General features: G+C 60.3%; 13 protein-coding genes and 1 tRNA gene. 2 read left to right on the forward strand and 12 right to left on the reverse strand.

The window, feature by feature from the left end; all coding sequences use genetic code 11:
* Window positions 1-128: 128 nt before the first annotated feature.
* The 7 genes from G6N30_RS16045 to G6N30_RS27265 form a co-directional block, all read right to left on the reverse strand.
* Window positions 129-2,291, reverse strand: coding sequence for an acyltransferase family protein (locus G6N30_RS16045; RefSeq protein ID WP_234880152.1), 2,163 nt, complete (start codon window positions 2,289-2,291; stop codon window positions 129-131).
* A 525-nt stretch (window positions 2,292-2,816) separates the two neighbouring features.
* Window positions 2,817-4,106 (reverse strand): SGNH/GDSL hydrolase family protein, encoded by a 1,290-nt coding sequence (locus G6N30_RS16050; RefSeq protein ID WP_163687613.1) that lies wholly within the window; start codon window positions 4,104-4,106, stop codon window positions 2,817-2,819.
* Window positions 4,107-4,227: 121 nt separating this feature from the next.
* A complete protein-coding gene (locus tag G6N30_RS16055; RefSeq protein ID WP_134054429.1) occupies window positions 4,228-5,325 on the reverse strand; it encodes a glycosyltransferase in 1,098 nt (365 codons plus the stop codon).
* A 228-nt stretch (window positions 5,326-5,553) separates the two neighbouring features.
* Window positions 5,554-6,876 carry a UDP-glucose dehydrogenase family protein gene (locus tag G6N30_RS16060; RefSeq protein ID WP_134054431.1) on the reverse strand — a complete coding sequence of 441 codons (1,323 nt, stop codon included), beginning with the start codon at window positions 6,874-6,876 and terminating at the stop codon, window positions 5,554-5,556.
* Between the two features lie 208 nt (window positions 6,877-7,084).
* Complete coding sequence (locus G6N30_RS16065; protein ID WP_134054433.1) at window positions 7,085-8,542, reverse strand: tyrosine-protein kinase domain-containing protein; 1,458 nt, start codon at window positions 8,540-8,542, stop codon at window positions 7,085-7,087.
* Window positions 8,543-8,939: 397 nt separating this feature from the next.
* On the reverse strand, window positions 8,940-10,706 hold the full coding sequence (locus G6N30_RS16070) for a DUF4012 domain-containing protein (RefSeq protein ID WP_134055344.1): 1,767 nt from the start codon (window positions 10,704-10,706) through the stop codon (window positions 8,940-8,942).
* Between the two features lie 209 nt (window positions 10,707-10,915).
* Window positions 10,916-11,146 carry a hypothetical protein gene (locus G6N30_RS27265; RefSeq protein ID WP_234880153.1) on the reverse strand — a complete coding sequence of 77 codons (231 nt, stop codon included), beginning with the start codon at window positions 11,144-11,146 and terminating at the stop codon, window positions 10,916-10,918.
* 804 nt (window positions 11,147-11,950) lie between these two features.
* Between G6N30_RS27265 and G6N30_RS16080 the strand changes: the two genes are divergently transcribed.
* Window positions 11,951-12,139: a hypothetical protein gene (locus tag G6N30_RS16080; protein WP_134054437.1), complete on the forward strand. Its 189-nt coding sequence runs from the start codon at window positions 11,951-11,953 to the stop codon at window positions 12,137-12,139.
* A gap of 253 nt (window positions 12,140-12,392) precedes the next feature.
* A complete protein-coding gene (locus G6N30_RS27345) occupies window positions 12,393-12,671 on the forward strand; it encodes a hypothetical protein (RefSeq protein ID WP_163687616.1) in 279 nt (92 codons plus the stop codon).
* 1,300 nt (window positions 12,672-13,971) lie between these two features.
* On the opposite strand, the gene rplA is transcribed toward G6N30_RS27345, so the two are convergent.
* The 5 genes from rplA to G6N30_RS16110 form a co-directional block, all read right to left on the reverse strand.
* A complete protein-coding gene (rplA, locus tag G6N30_RS16090) occupies window positions 13,972-14,679 on the reverse strand; it encodes a 50S ribosomal protein L1 (protein WP_134054439.1) in 708 nt (235 codons plus the stop codon).
* A 74-nt stretch (window positions 14,680-14,753) separates the two neighbouring features.
* Entirely contained in the window at window positions 14,754-15,182 is a 429-nt protein-coding gene (rplK, locus tag G6N30_RS16095) for a 50S ribosomal protein L11 (RefSeq protein WP_011558342.1), read from the reverse strand.
* Between the two features lie 36 nt (window positions 15,183-15,218).
* On the reverse strand, window positions 15,219-16,028 hold the full coding sequence (gene nusG, locus G6N30_RS16100; RefSeq protein WP_134054441.1) for a transcription termination/antitermination protein NusG: 810 nt from the start codon (window positions 16,026-16,028) through the stop codon (window positions 15,219-15,221).
* Between the two features lie 36 nt (window positions 16,029-16,064).
* Window positions 16,065-16,511, reverse strand: a complete 447-nt coding sequence (secE, locus tag G6N30_RS16105; protein WP_134054443.1) for a preprotein translocase subunit SecE — start codon at window positions 16,509-16,511, stop codon at window positions 16,065-16,067.
* A gap of 79 nt (window positions 16,512-16,590) precedes the next feature.
* A tRNA-Trp gene (locus G6N30_RS16110) sits at window positions 16,591-16,666 on the reverse strand.
* Between the last annotated feature and the right edge of the window lie 46 nt (window positions 16,667-16,712).

Raw genomic sequence — 16,712 nt, forward strand, 5'->3', positions numbered from 1 at the left:
TTTTGGATCTGAGCCGCACGCAGAGTCGACACGCTGTCAAAGTAGGCTGTTGCGGTGCGCACATCTGCGCGGCGTCTTCCTCACTTCCCCGCTGAGCGATCTGATCGAAGACTACTGCAGGGCATGAATCAAGCAGCAATGACCCTTCTTAATCCGTCGACCAAAGCTGGGGCTAGAGTAGAAAAGTATGTCGCGGTGACATGCGATCCGATGTCGCGGTAGACGATTACGTTCCCGATCACTGATGGGCAGCGGTCTTCGGTGCAGAAGTATTGCGTTAGATCCACAACGAAAGTGTTCGGAACGAGACCAGCAGCAGCAACTAATGGATCGGGTCTCGCGATCGCTTCCGCCCGTTCAGTTCCACAGTCCCCGATCTGCTCGCTACCGAAGGCTGGCCGAGTCAGACATTCAATCGAGTCTTCGCTGACCTCGGGGTTGTCAGCCACCACCGCAATGCGACTGCCAGCCTCGACGAAATCGTCCCACGCGTTCGCGTACTCCTTAGGTTCCCCTCCGAATTTGCGCGAAGCGGTAGTGATTATTAGGTCGTATCTACGCTCGGTCAGTTGCTTGCGGGCTTCCTCCATGGCGGTCACGCATGCTCTACCAGCCGGCTCCTTGAAGACGCATCCCCACCCAACGTACGTAGTCAGGCGCCATCTTAAGGACTCCAGATACGGCGCCAAAGCGACGAGGATCCTTGAAGCATGTGAGTCGCCTACGAGCGCGATGCGCGTTGCCCCGTCACCGTCGTATCCGTACGTACACGACTTAAGTGGCGAGTTTTCGCCAGTCCAGCAAGTCGGAGAGCCGAGATCTTTAGTGAAAGTCTCGACACTAGGTTGTAGGGGTTGGCCAGGGTCCCACAAGGCGCATTGGCTATCAAGCATAGCTGTGGCCCCAAAGCATGGGCCGGTCCCCGGCAGCGGCGTAGTGATCGGTTCGATTCGGTCGGAGGTCCCAGCGTGCGGAGCAGGCAACAGCGGCGGAGGCGCGAGTGGTCCCACTTTATCGACAAGTGAAGCGGCCTCGACCTCTTCCCTGGCATTCGTAATTTTGGTGCTGTAGTTACTCGCCAATATGGACAGCACGATCGCTACCACCAAAACGACTCCGATAGATGCCCAGCCTGATTGACTAATTCTCAAGCGCCCCTGGTGCACACCACGGGGATCGTCCGCGAGCCAAGAGGATTTTCGGATCGGATTCTCATAATAGAGGTACGTAACTGTCGTCAACCCGAAGGCTAAGCCGACTGCGACTATGTAGAACAGCGGCCCCTTTGGTACTACTGTCAGCATCAATATTATTATCGGCCAGTGCCACAAGTAAAGCGTATAACTAGTGTCACCAACGAACCTAGCGACTGGGTTCGTCAGAAGAGGCACGGCGCGGGCATCAGCACCATGGAAAGATGCTATCACCACCGCTGTTGACAGAACCGGTAACGCTGCCCATGGTGCCGGGAATTGAACAGATTCATCTATCAAAAACAGCGAAGCGAAAGCTCCAGCTAATCCGAGATACGCCAATCCTGGCCGGATACTCAGCGGCATCCGCGCAAACCATGGACCTGCGATTGCCACAAGAGCCCCAGTTCCCAGTTCCCAAACACGGGTCATGCTGGAAAAATAAGCGGTGTTCGCGTCCGCGCTTGACATGTGCAACGCTAATCCAAAGGACGTGGATACTACGAACGACATGGCACAAAAGAGCCCCCACTGCCGGATATGGCGATTACCCCTGCGTGCGCGACGACGGGTGATGACGAAAACCCCGAAGAGCAATAACGGCCAGACGAAGTAGAACTGTTCTTCGATTGATAGTGACCAGTAATGCTGCACGGGCGATGGCGGCTGATCTTTCTGAAAGTAGTCTGCCCCAACCGTTTCAAACCGGTAGTTCGCGGCGAAAACCGCCGCATAGAGCGCATCAATTAGCGTCTCTTTCGCGCGAAGCGCGGGGAATAAGGCATAGGACCCTATGACGGTTACGACGAGCACAAGTACCGCTGATGGTAGAATCCGCCGCGCCCGGCGGATGTAGAAATTCCGGAATGACAGCGATCCGGTCGCGGTCCTCTCCCGGATCAGAAGCCCAGTGATGAAGAAGCCACTCAGCACAAAAAATACATCGACGCCTACGAATCCGCCAGCCGGCCAGCCGAATAAGTGGTCCGCAAAAACCGCCAGAACCGCAAATGCTCTCATCCCTTGGAGGTCGACGCGTCTGGTGTGCGTATAGTCTCGAGACAGAGGCGAGGACGAAAGTTGGGTGTCGACGTGCACGGCAGGTCCCCCTGGAAGGCGCTTCTTCGAACGGGCGAGAATTTCGCTAATTCTCGCACGAAGACCGTTAGGCTGCGGCTGGAAACTACCGCATCGTGCCAAATCGGCGCTCGGGACAGTGCCCCGTGAACGCCCCGTAATCCAGTCTTCGGGTGGGAGCACATCGCGTCAGCAGGATGCTTTTCATCGACGTTTCTGGTTAGCGGAGCACCGACTGCCATGGATCGGGCACAGGCCAGCGCTAACTCTCCTCGCACTGAATTGAAGGACAACCGAGATGGCGTGCGGCGGTTATAAGCTCACTCAGTAATGAGGGCCAACAATTCGCGCCGATATACCTCGACCGGCTAGAGGATCCGGGACCTAGGCGACTACCGCCGGCCTCCACACGTGCAACGGCCCACTCAACCTGGGTCGGTTAAGCGCGATTTTCCCCACAGGCGACGCAGGCTCTCCTATCGGAGCAGGCAACTGCGCGTCAAACAGGCAACCTAAGCAACTGCCCGCCGCCCCAGCCAGGGCGAGTCATGGTTGCTGGGAACGCCGAAGTGCGGTGATCAACGCAGGTTCAACCGCGACCCCGATAACGGCATTCCCGGCGTCATTAGGGTGGATTCCGTCTTTACTGAGCCCCTCTGCCATCTGCACTTGCCCGCCAACTACCGGCCCGGACAACGGTTCCGCGACGTCTGCGACCAACAACCCGTTTGGCGCAAGCTGGAGAAGCTCAGAGTTATAGGCCACTCGTCTCGCATCAGTAGTCCCGTACGAACGAACTGTCGCATTCGTCGGAAGCCAAGTCCAGATGAGGGGCACTACTCCCTGATCTTGAGCAGCTGCAACGACGCTATCCCGGCCGACAGCAATTTTGGAGACCGCCTCGTCGGTGAGCGCGCCCGCCGACGCAGGATTAGGCGATCCCGCGGGAAATATCAAGACGTCGGGCTTCAATTCCGAATCCAGAAGTCGCAACGCTCGTTCGGTGTATTGCGCTGGGTTCTGCCCGGACCACCCGAAATTTGCGTACTCATACTTGGTCGAGTTGCTGTCAGAATTGAGCTTCTCCAAGAGGGGCAGTATGAAACCCTCCCCGATGTAGGAACCACGCCCTTCAGTGATAGAATCACCGACCGCGGCGACCGTTACGACCCGCCCACTGCACAGGTACTGTATGCCGAAAATGGGGGATTGACTTCGGTTAACAGATGACGCGAAGCCCGATGGATCGGAAACATGGTCGCCTTCTTGCTCTCTCCACCAGAACTTCCTACCGCCGTCTGACCGACTCGCCCAATTCGTGAAGTCGTCTTTTCCATTCCCAAGTACCGGCAGCGCAGAGGTGGGCGCCATACGAGCCCGCACACTTACCAGGGGAAAACCCGCGCCGTCCGTACGATCAACGGAAGTGAGAGGCAACCAGTCGCTAACCGTATAAGCGGTCTGTCCGTTCTCGTGTGGCGCCGACGAAATACTGAATTCGGTTTCTCCTTGGCTCGTTACGCGCGACCATGCGCCATTGGAATTATTAAGGTCATCCGCCGAGGATGGGGCGCTTACGATTGCCTCAGTCACTTTTACAGAGTTCTCTTCGTCATCAGAACCGAATATCACGCGCACAGCATCGAAGGAGCCAACCAACTCGTAGGTAGCCTGATAGGTCTTAGACGTCATATTGTTGATGGAACCGACGCGTCCAGCGGGGATCCGGGTTGCGATCTTCGACGAGTCTAAGATGAAGTTATTTCGCCGCGACTCCCCTAATGGTTGTTTTACAAGCACCGCCAGGCCGACCCCAAGTGCGACAATGGCGATCACACCGACCAACACAACCGTTGGGTTCCGTCTGCGGCTACTCCCTAGCTCACCGATGATCGTGGCCTTCCGCATTTCCTGTCAAACCGGCACAATTCTTTGCAGAGGGCTTCCAATCGCAGCCCTAGCACGCAGCCAGCATCCTCAGAGACTCTTCATAACTGCCGCAAATATCTGCCCACGCGTAGTGCTTTTCTGCGCGTCCAAGATTGGCTTTGGATGCCGTGTCGAGTGCGCGGGCATTGCTCATCATTTGTAAGACGCTTGTGGCAATCGAATCGGGGTCTGCCTTCACGAAGACCCCATTCTGGCCAAGTACCTCACGGTTGTAAACGGTGTCTCTGGCCAGGACGGGCGCCCCGGCTGCCATAGCTTGCACCAACGCCGGATTAGTTCCGCCAACACTGTGGCCATGAAAGTAGACACCGGCGTGTTGCCAGAGCGATAGGAGCAACCCATCATCGCTGACATGTCCCAGCCAAGATACAGACGGATTGGTAGCCGCCAAGTCCGCCGCGGTCGCATCCAACTCCCCGCCATATCCAGCGCTACCGACGATCACAACGGGATATTTTGCCGCAATGGCCGGCACGGCCTGAAAGAACTCCGGCACGCTGTTCTCAGGTACGAATCTTGCAACTATGAGCACATAACCACGATGCGTTAAACCCTCCGGCACCCGCATCATGGGCGGCACGTCACCTCCGTAGGGAATGAATCGCCCTTCAACCCCGAAGTGTTCATTCCAGTGACTCTCGATGGCGCGGGCGTCGAAAACAAGGCCGGACGCCCACTTGGCGGTGAACCGCGCACCCGTTCTGAAGACTTGCCTCGCTCGCGGACCCCATTTTGCCCGCTCCCACTCGAGGCCATCAACGTTCACCAGCGACGGTACACCCCTCGACCTCAGCAGCGGGAGATAGAAGCCGTTTGCGACGTTCATCACCAGAGCGACATCTGGTCGGTGCCTGGCGGCGTCGAAACTAGACGATAAACCGTACGACAGAGTGCTTAGACTTTTGGATTCAAGTCCCTTCGTTATGCGGGTAGTAACCCGCCCGTCCTTGTCCGGGTCATCCAGCCTCGTCGAACCAGGTCTGCCATAGACCGTCACATCCCACCCATTATCTGCGAGGTAGGGCGCCAGCTTTCGGATCGCTGTCTCGAAACCACCGTAGTAGCTGGGATACCCTCGCGTCCCAATCACTGCAACTGATGGCACCGCTACCCCTCCGATCCGCGTTGATATCCAGGTGAAAGTTTCTCCAAAAGCCGCGTACAAACTATCGCCATGATCGGGGGGTGATCCCGACAGCCGACATCGCAAAAGAAGCGCGACACCGTTACTGGCTCCACGACCGGTGACTCAATGCGGAGCAGATCTGCAAATTCATGGGCACGTAGCGACCGCAGCAGAGGAAAGCTGCGGTGACGCGATCCATTACAGATATCATTCCTCGAGGTTCCCCCGGCCTAGCGCATGTACTTTCCAGCCTGCTTCGATCCAGACCTCATGATTCAAGGCATTTCTGGCGTCAATCAGTACCGGCTGACCAACTAGGGACGCAAACACACGCGGGTCGATATCACGATAGTCCTGCCATTCAGTCGCCAGAACTACCAGATCCGCAGCGCGGCACGCCTCGTCGACATGCTCGTAGTAAGAAAGTGTAGGGAACTGTTTTTTGGCATTGTTGATAGCTTGAGGGTCATGGACTCCGACAGCTGCTCCTTTTAGGTGCATTGCTGCGGCGACATTCAAGGCAGGGGAATCTCGAACATCGTCACTATCGGGCTTGAAGGCGGCACCGAGGACTGCGATGCGCTTACCCAGGAAATCCCCGCCGAAGATGTTCGACGCTAATGACACAACACGGTCTCTACGTCGCTGATTAATCTTATCGATCTCTCGAAGGAAACTTACGGCGTCGGCTGCACCAAGCTCGCCAGCGCGCGCGCTAAATGCCCGGATGTCCTTCGGCAGACAGCCTCCGCCGAACCCCAACCCTGCGTTGAGAAACCGCGGTCCGATCCTCTGGTCGTAACCCAGTGCTCGGCTCAGCGTTACAACGTCTGCCTTCGCAACTTCGCAGATCTCGGCCATCGCGTTGATGAAGGAAATCTTCGTCGCCAGGAATGAGTTGGCGGCGACTTTGACCATCTCCGAGGTAGGCAAATCCGTCGTGACAACAGGGACGCCACTGTCAAGAAGACTTCTGTACACCTCCGCGAGGACTTTCTCCGCGGTGTCAGTGTCGACTCCAAAGACTAGACGGTCAGGACGCAGTGTGTCCGCGATCGCTGTACCCTCACGAAGAAACTCCGGGTTCCACGCCAGTTCTAGCTGACTTCCAGTTCGATCCTGCGATAGTGCATCAGCCAGGCGCCGGGCTGTTCCTACCGGAACAGTTGACTTACCGACAATGGTTCCTGGGCAGCTTGCGTGTTTAACAATTGCCTCGAAGGCTGAGTCAACGTAGCGGAGATCCGCCGCCTCAGCTCCTTGCTGTTGCGGCGTTCCCACACAGATGAAATGGACGTCGCTCCCCTCAATGGCGTCACGTGCGGATGATGTGAAAGTCAGCCTGCCCGTCGTCAACGTCGAACTGAGAAGCTCCTCAAAACCTGGCTCGTAGAAGGGAGCTTTCCCGTCTGCTAATAACGCGACCTTCGCAGGATCTATATCGTAAACCCTCACTTCGTGGCCAAGATGGGCCATACAAGCAGCGTGTACCGCACCCAGGTACCCAGCGCCTAGAACACTTAATCGCATATTTATCCCCCTGGTCGAGCCGCCGCCCCGCTTCTCGCATGTCTTTCCTGCGTCGATTAACGAAAGCGCCGGCGAGCGCCTCCGTTACATTATGGCATCACCAAGGCGACCCTGCCCGGCCGCGGGGCTCAAAGGCTCGTTGTGGTTTGCGTTCTCCGGCGATTCAGATTATTCGGCGGTCGCGCATGTGCTGACCTTGTCGACTTATTCATAGACTTCTGGTGTTTGCCGATTCGTCCACGGTGCTTTGCGCGGGATTGCCGTCGGGTGCCATATGTTTCGCGCCCACCTTTGGCTCCACACTCTGCGTCCGCACGGCGGCATCGCCGTAATAACCGTAGCTATATGACCCACTCCCTCTTGTGGGAACCATCGTGAATACTGCGCCCAACAAGGGGGCGCCGACGCTCTCAAGGCTCTCTACTGCGTGGGCAAGTTGCTCGCGTTTGGTATGGCCGAATCGTGCCATGATGAGCACCCCATCAGCGCCCGCTGCCAGTATTGCGGCGTCGGTGACCGCAAGCAGCGGAGTGGAGTCGACAATTACGAAGTCGAAATGAGCTCGCATCTCACTCAAGAGCTTCTTCGCAGCAAGAGACCCCAACAGTTCGCTCGGGTTTGGTGGGATTGCCCCGGAGGTAAGCACAGTCAGGCCTCGGAAGCGAGTTTCTTGTAACGCGTCGTCCAAAGACGCACTGCCACTCAGCACCGTGCTGAATCCTACCGGTTGGACCAGATCGAGGTGCTTATGGAGTGTTGGGCGCCTCATGTCGCCGTCAACCAGCACCACGTTATGTTCAGCCTCCGCCAAAGCCAGTGCGATGTTTATAGCTGTGGTTGATTTTCCCTCGTTAGGCACGCTACTAGTCACGACGATCACTCGCGGCGGGTTGTCAACAGCAAGGAACTGCAGATTAGTCCGCACCTTGCGGAACGCCTCAGCAATTGGGGAGTTATCACTCTCGAACGCTATGGCTGCTTGCTTCCTGCGCTCCTTGTCAAGAGGGATACTCCCTACAATTCCAGCTTTGGTAATATTTTCTAGATCCTCACGCCTTTTGACTGTGTTGTCCAAGAGGTCACGGAGAACGGCTAGTCCGATTCCGAGCACCAGTCCCAGACCGAGTCCGATAGCAATGTTCCGAATCGGTTGCGGTATCACTGGAGAATCGGATATGGAAGCGCGTTGTTCGACTACTACGCGCGCATTCGGGCTTGTGCCGTCTTCGGGCGTCTCCAGTTCGCGCACCATGGCGACGAACTCGTCTGAGAGCGTATTCGCAATATCGCGCGCCCGAACTGGGGAGGTGTCAAGGACCTGCACGTCTATAAGCACAGTGTCCAACTTCGAACTTGCGGTGACGTGACTTTGGAGTTCAGGAGCACTTATTTCAAGGCCCAATTTATCTATAGTGCGCTGCGCAAGCGTCTCCCCGGTCAGCAATTGAGCGTATGAAACCACACGCTCCTGCGACACACGATTCCCCTGGTACGTCTCCGCCAGCGTGGAGCCGCCGTTGGTCGACACGAACAACCTCGTTGAAGATTGGTAGAGGGGCGTTGTAAGTAGCGTTACAGCGACTGCAGACAGCAGGGTAATCACTACAGTCACAAACACGGTGAGCCACCGTGATCGCAATGTCTTTACGAAATCCTGTAGATTCAACGCATCCCCTTCACTACTGCTTGTATTAGCCCCCAAACGCCATTAACATCCGACGCCTCGATTTGCCCGAGCATACCGTTGCACCCTCAGGTGGCCCTCCGCGGATGGGCAACGATAATTATGTTTAGCCCGCATAAGCTGCTCCTAACGGGGGGTTCGTCTGTCCATAGTCATTGCGCCCCCATACCGATAGCTTGCTTAGAGGAAGACAGCGTGGCGCCCTTACGGATTTCTGTTGAAGCGCTTCGCATGACTGCCTGCTCGCCGACGACGCAATCCAGTATGGACGAGTCTCGGAGGGTGCTTTTCGTGCGTTGTAGCCGGTAGCTTCGATCGACGCGCGTTCGTCGCCCATCCGAGTCGTTGTAAATCGGCCCACACGCGAAGGGACGCCGACCTACCCCGAACACTGGGGCACCGACACTTTCGGTTCGACAGTGTCGATCAATGGCTGCACGGGTACACGCGCTGCGCCGGCAGAGGTCGGTTCTGAGAGCCGGAAGCTCAGCACGCCGGATTGACCGGGTGGTATGCCGAGCTGCACTTCGAAGCTCGGGTGTCCGCGTTCTGTACCACTGAAGACGGGCACTTGCTGCCCATCGACCAACGCACTGGTCAACGTGGCGCCGGTGGTCGCCACCAAACGAACGGAGGTGACCATCGCACCCCTCGGCACATCGAGAGGTATATCTGGACGAATCCCGGGTGCCGCGGCAACATACTCAGGGAGCCCAGTCTTGGGCGCCTCGTTGGACAGCCGAATCGTGACGGTCGAGTTCCTCGTCTCGGCACTACAGCCGTCGGCGACGTACTCGATTTGCCTTCTCAAGTAGTAGTCGAGCTTGTTGCCGCCCAGGTTGTTGATGACGACACCGGCGTACGGTGCGGGGTCATCGGGAACCACGTGAGCCAAGGGGGTCTCTTCGAGCAACTCCTGCTCGGCCGGCACCGAACTCCACACCGCTATTCGTCGTTCGCCGACCGCCTTCCCCAAGGCGTCGAGCAACTCTTGCGGCGATTCCACCCGCCCGGTGATCTTTCTGACCACTTCGCTCGCAATGTCCTGCAGGTAATTCTTGCGAGCGACCTGGTCGTTCGGGAAGCGGCTGTACGCAGTGGACTCGGTGAGTTCGACGACGTTGTCCTTGGTGATTACCTCACCATCCGGCATCCTCACCGAGCCGACTGCCCCGAGCACGTAACTCAGCGCCACCGGGTCGAGAGCGATCACCCCGTCGACATTCATCCCGGTCCGCTCCGCCCACATCGACTTCCATATCTGAGCTGCGTAGGGGAAGTGCGAGCTCAGGTTGCTGTTACGGAAATCCGTTGTGGGATTGGTGAAGCCGTACATTTCCGTGAACTCGCGGCCGAGGTCCACCGAAGCCGAAGCACCGTCCAGATCTCGGTTTGAGGCCAACGTGTCGACGGTCGCAGTACCGTTGTCGAACCGCAGAAGGCCGAAGCCTCCGAGTAAGCCACCGGTGCCTCGCGCCTCGGCATTCGTCTGGAAAGCCATGAAATACGTACGTGTGCCGTCCGCGCCCATCATCGAGGGCACGATGCGCGCGGCGAGCGCTGTGTTATCGAGTAAGTCTGCGACGTTGGCGGTCTGGTCCTGCAGTTGCGAACGAGCGTCACTCAGAAGCGAAACGTACTTCGGATCCGATATGGCCTGAGCGTTCTCGTTGAGTTTGGTGGCGGCAGCGGCCAGCGTGCTCAGCTCGGGTTCGCGGTCGCGAAGCACCTGAACGTCCACGCGGTTGCCTTGCAGTAGATGGTCCGGCGAGAGGACCGCACCAACCGTTGCCGCCGGCTGTAGGACATCGGTCGCAAGACCCACAACGACGTCGGATATCTCTTGACCCGTGGTGAATGGATCTCCTATCCATGGGACCGCCGAGGCAATGTTCCAGGGAACTGAATGCGTCGCGTCGCGCGCATGCTGGGCGTGAGAATGCGCGTCATCTGCATGTTTGGCGGCACCATCGGTGTCACCGTCTAATAGCGCATCTTTCGCCTGTTGGGCGCTGTTCCGCGCCGCCTCGAGGTTCGATTTCGCCTCGAAGGCTCGTAAAGCGAGCCAACAGCCGAATCCCACAACCAGGATCAAGACAAACAGCCCGGCGAAAATCACGTGGCGCCGCCGAAGATGTCGCAGCATCTTCGGCCGCCCCTCTCCCTCGTCCGGTCCTACGAACTCGTCTTGCGCATCGTTGTCACCATTCACTTCACGCATGGACGACCAACGCGCGAGTACGTGAAATCAATGATGACTCGCGTTCATTTGAAACTCTGATTTGCATAACCGCCAGCTCTGGTGCGGTTCACCTGAAGGCGAACCGCACCAGAATTGTCGCTAAGAGCAGCTGTTTAGCCGCGGCCCGTGGAGTAGGGCCCGATCTGGAAGAAGCGTTGAACGGCGGTGATGACCGCTTGCGCAACGGCGACGAACGGCGCAATGATCGCTCCGGTAACCGCAAAGACCAACGCGCCGAACCGCTCAATGATGGTGCGGCCGTTCTCCAACCAACCAGGCGCTCCGGGCTGCTCAGCGATGTTCATGACCGGGCTCAGCGGCGCCTCGATCAGGAGCTGCGTCACTGGCGCGAGAGGCGCAGGCACGGTCGGCTCAGCATTGGCAACTACTGCCGGAAATGCAGCAGCCGCAGCGACCGCGCATGCGGCGGTACCGACCTGCAGTCGAGTAACTCCCCCACGAAAATGTGTCGCCATAGTCGACATGTCCCCCCCTGTTTGTTGAAACGACTTTAGTGAGCAAAGTTTCTCAGACGCTAGTGGCCGTGTCAACACGAACGCGCTGTTCACCCTCAGTGCCGTTATCCCCACCACTGAATGCAACAACGCACCATTCGCTGCGGCCAAAACAACCGACGATCGCTTTACATCGGTGCGCTGCTGACATTCCGTGTCTAGGCAGGTCAAGCGTTGCGACATGCGCATGACTATGTCGAGTAACGCGTAAGAAACAATAAAATTCGCCGTCCTTCCTGGGCGTTCCCGCAACTGACGGCAACATCGGCCCCGAACCCCGCCTGGGCTACGAGTTTGCCAAAATTGCGTAGCAATGCGCGGGTCTGAGGCAAACGATCCAGCCAATAGCTACCCACCCTGACAAACCCACTTGTGCGATCGCCGGTCACAGCGGTTGGCCCCTGGTGGACGGACTGCTCCTCGCGGGATGCGACACAGAAATATGACCATCTATCGGGTGGACGAGTCTGCACTGCGGATGACCGGATCCGTTGCCGAGATTCTCGCGCCGAGACGCCAGTGCGACCGTATGACCGAGCCGCCGCGCGGCATCTCACTCGGGGCGAGCAGCCGAAACTCGCGGGGATCTGCGATTTTCAGGCACAGCTTATTTGCTACCGCTACTGTGGCGACATGGACGGTCCACAGGCGTACCTGGTCTCTTCCTGGCTTAACAACCAGGCTCAGTGCCAGTGCGGCTATCAAGGCAAACGGCGCTGGTTTCGCGGTAATGCCGTCATCGATGTCATCGAGCACTGCCAGCTGACCAAGCACAAGCCAGTCGGCCTACCCGCCCTGAAACAGCAGATGCAGGCGCTCTGACGACGATGCTCACCGACGTCGATCAGGCGCCGGACAGGAATTCTGCACCGGCCAGCCGCAGCACTTCCGTCGCTTAGAAATCGTTCGGCCCGCTCCCGCGCTGCCCGGAGCTCCCCGGTTCGCCAGGCGTGCCATCAATGCCGTCTGCGCCGTTGTCGCCAGCCGCGCCGGATGCTCCGCCCAACCCGCTCGCACCTCCCGCGCCACCGGCACCGCCGGTTCCCCGAGTGCCCCCGGCGCCACCTTGGCCCCCGTGACCGCCTTCGCCCCCCACACCATCGTTCAGCGCGTCAGACCCGTTGCCCCCATTGCCGCCGTTGCCGCCGCGGTCGCCGTCACCGCCATTGCCACCGGCACCGCCGATGCCGCCCGCACCACCGCGCCCACCGAAGAGTCCGCCACGGCCCCCGGCGCCGCCTGCGCCACCGGCCTGCCCGTTGGTGCCTGCGGCACCGTTGCCGCCGTCGCCACCTCGTCCGCCGTCTCCGCCGGCGCCCTGGACTCCTTGTTCAGGGGACGGGAATTCCTGTGACGCAACGGCGAATCCCCCGTTGCCTCCATTGCCACCGTCTGCGCCAGTTCCCCCATTGCCGCCATCGCCGCCGTTGCCCCCGTAGGCCTCCGGCATTCCGGTGGCGTCGATGCTGAACGCGTCGCCACCGGCACCGCCGTCTCCACCTCGGCCGCCCGGAGCCCCGTCGCCTCCCCGACCGCCGTTACCTCCGATGGCGACACCGCCGGGTGGAGTGACTTCCGGCTGCCCATTGACGTCCTGGACGCCGCTGTAGACGGTTTGTCCGCCCCCACCGGAGCCGCCGGCCTGGCCGGTTATGGCACCCGAAGCACCGGGCCCACCTGACGTGCCCGCCTGGTTCCCGGGACCTGACCTCTGCGGAGATGACGTACCGGAAGCGGCTGGCGTACCGCTGGATTCGGGATTGACGCCATCGACTCCGCTGGTTCCGGCCGCCCCGTTGCCGCCATCGCCACCGGCACCGAAGAGCAAGCCGCCATTGCCGCCCGCCCCGCCGGCCTGGCCGGCGTTCAGGCCGTCACCGCCGCGTCCACCGTTGCCGAAAAGGAAGGCGTCGCCGCCCTTTCCTCCGTTCGCGCCGTTGCCGCCGTTACCCCACAGCAGTCCCCCGTTGCCGCCATCGCATGCGGTCCCCGTGCAGTCGGCGGCGGCATCCATCCCGTCGCCGATCAGGCCGAGAAACGGACCGGTGTACGAGACCGTGACTCCCACCCGTGGCGCATCTGCCGAACCGTTGCCGCAGTCGGTCGTCAGTTGCGAGCACGCGGGTCCGAAGACACTAGACCCGCTTCCGATGGACTCCGAGGTGTCCGAGAACGACGGCGCCGCCAAGGCGACCGCGACCGGTCCGCCAGCGAGCAGGCCGCCCGCGACGATCGCTCCACTGACCGCGCGATTATTGCTACGTGTTGAACGCTTGTTGTGCCGACCCACGACGTGACCCCCCCCGATCAATTGACTGCGGCTACATAGCAGGGAGCGCCCAGAATCCACACAAGTGGTGGCTGGCCTTTTTGTTGATGACGGAACCGCGCATCGTGTGAACCATCGCAAGTACCCGCACAGCAGTGATCACTGCTTCTCCCCCCGAAGAACGGCGGCATAGTGACGCCGTCGCCGAAGTATTGCACGCGCGGGCACGCTCATCGCCGCATTGGCCTGACCGTTGACCGTTCCTTTGCGTGTGCAAGTATCTGTGCCGGCCTGCGAGACCTCAGGGCCTTCGCCAAATCGACTGCCCCACAACGCAAGAACCCCCGCACCCAAAGGTGCGGGGGTTCTTGCGGTTTCAGAGAACTCAGGCCTCGGCGAAGTTCCGGGTCACCTGCGGGTCGACCGGGATGCCCGGACCCGTCGTCGTCGACACGACGATCTTCTTCAGGTAGCGGCCCTTCGACGCCGACGGCTTGGCCCGCAGGATCTCGTCGAGCGCGGCACCGTAATTCTCGGCCAGCTTCTTCTCGTCGAAGGAAGCCTTGCCGATCACAATGTGCAGGTTGGCCTGCTTGTCCACGCGGAAGTTGATCTTGCCGCCCTTGATGTCCTGCACAGCCTTGGCCACATCGGCGGTCACCGTGCCGGTCTTCGGGTTCGGCATCAGGCCACGGGGGCCCAGGATGCGCGCGATGCGTCCGACCTTGGCCATCTGATCCGGCGTCGCGATCGCTGCGTCGAAGTCGAGCATGCCGCCCTGGATCTGCTCGATCAGGTCGTCGCTGCCGACGATGTCGGCACCCGCGGCCGCGGCCTGCTCGGCCTTGTCACCCACGGCGAACACCGCGACGCGCGCGGTCTTGCCGGTGCCGTGCGGCAGGTTCACGGTGCCGCGCACCATCTGATCGGCCTTACGCGGGTCGACGCCCAGGCGGATAGCGACCTCGACGGTGGCGTCCTGCTTCTTCGACGACGTCTCCTTGGCCAGCTTCGCGGCCTCGAGCGGCGTGTAGAGCCGGGTCTTGTCCACCTTCTCGGCGGCTTCGCGGTATGCCTTGCTGTCCTTGCTCATTGATCTTCCAATCGTGTGTGTTGGAGTCGTGGTGCGGGCCGATGCCAGCCCTCCCACGGGGACGGTCGAAACTGCTATTCGACGGTGATCCCCATCGACCGGGCGGTGCCGGCGATGATCTTGGCGGCCTGATCGATGTCGTTGGCGTTCAGGTCCGACTTCTTGGTCTCGGCGATCTCGCGCACCTGATCCCAGGTCACCTTGGCGACCTTGGTCTTGTGCGGCTCTCCGGAACCCTTCTGCACACCGGCAGCCTTCAGCAGCAGTTTGGCTGCCGGCGGCGTCTTGAGCGCAAAGGTGAAGCTGCGGTCCTCGTAGACGGTGATCTCCACGGGGATGACGTTGCCGCGCTGCGACTCGGTCGCGGCGTTGTACGCCTTGCAGAACTCCATGATGTTGACGCCGTGCTGACCGAGCGCCGGACCCACGGGCGGGGCGGGGTTGGCCTGCCCGGCCTGGATCTGCAGCTTGATCAGCCCGGTGACCTTCTTCTTCGGGGCCATGCTGTTGTTTGTTCCTTCTCTTTTCTGGGGCTTGCGTTAGATCTTGGAGACCTGGTTGAAGGTCAGTTCGACCGGTGTCTCGCGACCGAAGATCGACACGAGCACCTTGAGCTTCTGCTGTTCGGCGTTGACCTCGCTGATGGAGGCCGGCAGCGTCGCGAACGGTCCGTCCATGACGGTGACCGACTCGCCGACCTCGAAGTCGACCAGGATCTCCGGACGCTCCAGCGTCGCCTCGGTCGAGGCCGCACCGGCAGCCGTCGACGCGGCCTTTCCGGGCTTCTTCGCCGCGGCGGGCGGCAGCAGGAACTTCACCACGTCGTCGAGGCTCAGTGGCGACGGCCGCGAGGTCGCGCCGACGAATCCGGTGACGCCCGGCGTGTTGCGCACCGCACCCCACGACTCGTCGTTCAATTCCATGCGGACCAGAATGTAGCCGGGCAGCACCTTGCGGTTGACCTGCTTGCGCTGGCCGTTCTTGATCTCGGTGACCTCTTCGGTCGGCACCTCGACCTGGAAGATGTAGTCGCCCACGTCCAGGTTCTGCACGCGGGTCTCGAGGTTGGCCTTCACCTTGTTCTCGTAGCCGGCGTAGGAGTGGATCACGTACCAGTCGCCCGGCTTGAGCCGCAGTTCCTTCTTCAGCGCGACGGCGGGGTCCTCGTCGACTTCCTCCACCGGCTCGGCGGCAGCGGAATCGGCGGTCTCGGCCGGCGCGTCGGTGGCAGCCTCTTCGCTCACCTCGCCGCCCGCGACGTCGGCATCCTCGGTCGCGGGATCGGTCGTCACGTCGTCGACCAGATCGACGCTCTCGGCCGAAGGCGTATCGCCCTCGAAGCTCGTCACGGTTGTAGTCCTCTCTTGTTACTGGCCGATCCTCGGCTATTCGCCGAACACCAGTCCGACCAGTCGGGCCAGGCCATAGTCGAACCCGGCGATCAGCGTCACCATGAAGGCGAGGAAGACCAGCACCACGGTGGTGTAGCTGACCATCTGCTTGCGGTTCGGCCAGATGACCTTGCGCAGCTCGGCGACGACCTGCTTGATGTAGTTGACGACGAAGAGGAACGGGTTCGGGTAGCGACCCGGCTCCTTCTTCGCGGTCTTCTTCTTGGCCTTGCCGGAGCCGTTCTCGGTGCCCGCGCTCTCGGTCAGCTCGACGGCGTCTGATTCGGCGTCGGTCTCGACGGCCGCACGCCGCGTCCGCTTGCCGGTGGGACGCAGCGGCCGGGTCACCACAGCGGTCTGACCGCGGGTGTCTTCGACGCCGTCGGTCTCCGCGTCGTTGCCGGTGCCTGCGGAGCCGGCACTGTCGCGCTCGTCGCTCACCGCATGCCTTTCGTCTCAGGTTCCTGTGGACTGTTCGTTGTCATCACTGTCCAGTGTCCACACTTGTCCAGTATTCAGTTGGCAGGGGCGACAGGACTTGAACCTGCAACCTGCGGTTTTGGAGACCGCTGCTCTGCCAGTTGAGCTACGCCCCTTCAGCGACGACATTGCTGGCACCGTCATCACCGTGTACGGGGCTCA

Origin of the sequence: Mycolicibacterium litorale, from assembly GCF_010731695.1 — a bacterium.
GTDB lineage: Bacteria > Actinomycetota > Actinomycetes > Mycobacteriales > Mycobacteriaceae > Mycobacterium > Mycobacterium litorale.

What these genes read in the sequence shown, in the direction of transcription:
- G6N30_RS16060 (WP_134054431.1), bottom strand. Translation starts at nt 6,876, where the DNA reads ATGCGATTAAGTGTTCTAGGCGCTGGGTACCTGGGTGCGGTACACGCT.
- G6N30_RS16070 (WP_134055344.1), bottom strand. Translation starts at nt 10,706, where the DNA reads ATGCTGCGACATCTTCGGCGGCGCCACGTGATTTTCGCCGGGCTGTTT.
- G6N30_RS16080 (WP_134054437.1), top strand. Translation starts at nt 11,951, where the DNA reads ATGGACGGTCCACAGGCGTACCTGGTCTCTTCCTGGCTTAACAACCAG.
- rplA (WP_134054439.1), bottom strand. Translation starts at nt 14,679, where the DNA reads ATGAGCAAGGACAGCAAGGCATACCGCGAAGCCGCCGAGAAGGTGGAC.
- rplK (WP_011558342.1), bottom strand. Translation starts at nt 15,182, where the DNA reads ATGGCCCCGAAGAAGAAGGTCACCGGGCTGATCAAGCTGCAGATCCAG.